The sequence below is a fragment of the Neorhizobium sp. BETTINA12A genome (genome assembly GCF_023006485.1).
Lineage (GTDB): Bacteria > Pseudomonadota > Alphaproteobacteria > Rhizobiales > Rhizobiaceae > Neorhizobium.
This window is the reverse complement of sequence record NZ_JALBGW010000326.1, coordinates 1-1,461: the sequence shown is the minus strand read 5'-3', so window position 1 is coordinate 1,461 and position 1,461 is coordinate 1. Positions and strand designations below refer to the sequence as shown.

2 protein-coding genes are annotated in these 1,461 nt (G+C 63.9%); one reads left to right on the top strand and one right to left on the bottom strand.

What is annotated here, in order from left to right:
- A partial coding sequence (locus tag MOV61_RS29900; RefSeq protein ID WP_247139175.1) for a LysR family substrate-binding domain-containing protein occupies positions 1-671 on the top strand: 671 nt, incomplete at its 5' end.
- 294 nt (positions 672-965) lie between these two features.
- Here MOV61_RS29900 and MOV61_RS29895 read toward each other — a convergent pair.
- The coding region (locus tag MOV61_RS29895; protein ID WP_247139174.1) for a substrate-binding domain-containing protein at positions 966-1,461 on the bottom strand (496 nt) is incomplete at its 5' end.

Below are 1,461 nucleotides of genomic sequence, written 5' to 3'. Positions count from 1 at the left end.
ACGCCGCCATGGCGCTGGCGCGCGAGGCAGCGGATGGCGAGGCGGGTGAACTCCGCCTCGGTTTCGTCTCGGCCGCACTCTACCGGCATCTGCCGCGGCTGCTGCGCCGGTTGAGGGATGAACTCCCGGGGGTGCGGCCGTATCTGTTCGAGCTCAGCAGCAATGAGCAGCTCGCGGCGATCTCGGAAGGCGATCTGGATATCGGCTTTACCCATCCGCCGTTCGGCACAGGCGAACGTCTCGATATCCTGACGTTTCCGGATGAGAAGCTTATCGCCGTGCTGCCGAAGGACGGCGGCCCGGATAGGGTGACCCTTGGTGAGCTTGCGGCGCGCGGGCTTGTGCTTTTTCCAAAGGAACAGGGGCCGGCGACACATGCGCGGATCCTGGATGCTTTTGCCGCGGCTGGGCAGGAGCCGCAGATCGTCCAGGAGGCAACGCGGGCCCTCACCATGCTGTCGCTGGTCTCGGCTGGCCTCGGGGCCGCACTTCTGCCACGATCGACACAGGTGCTTTCGTTCGAAGGCGTACGTTATGCGTCGATAGCCGATGACAGGTTGCCGGCCTTCTCTCTCTCGGCGATCGCCCGGCGCCGGCCGCGCCGCGCCGTCATCGACAAGGTCTGGAAGGTGTTGGCTGTTGTTGCTGCCGAAGCAACGCCGGGCAGCTGATAAAGCGTTCAGATTGTCCCCCGCGGGAATAGCGGCAGACGGCGGGCGCGGTGACCGGTCGCCGCGCGTTGTCTGTCTCAATCCTGCCTGACCGTGGACTTCTCCACCACAAAATCAAGGAAGGCCCGTAGAGAAGCTGGCACATGGCGGTAGCTGGCGTAAACGGCATGAAGCTCTCCGCGGTCAATGCCGAAGTCCAGCAGTAGTCGCTTGAGTTCGCCTGACCGTAAGTGGACAGCCGTATCGTTGGTCGACGCCATGACACTGCCGAATAGGACTGTATCCCGCGGTCGATTAGACAGATTCACGCTCGACGAGGGCGCATTCGACCTTCAGCTGGTCATGACTGCTTTTCAGGCCGCCCGCGATGTCGTGGATCATTTCCACGGCCATGGCGCCCATCTCGAACAGCGGCAGGTGCAGGGTCGTCAGCGGCGGACGGATGAACTGGGCGATGTCGCGATTGTCGAACCCGATCACGGAGACGTCCTTCGGGACGGACTTCCCCCGCTCCTTGAGCGCCTCGACGCACCCCAGCGCCATCAGATCGTTGGCACAGAAGATTGCGTCGGGGGGATTGGGCAGGTCCATCAGCAGATGGGTTTCGCTATAGCCTGATGACGGCTCCCAATTTCCGTAGCGCACCAGTTGCGGGTCGAAGGTGAAGTCGTTGCTGGCCAGCGCCTGCTTGTAGCCGCGCAACCGGTCACGCGGATTGTCGAGACCCTCCTGGCCGTTGATCAAGGCGACCCGGCTGCGGCCGGCGCGGATCAGCCGCTCCGTGGCGGCG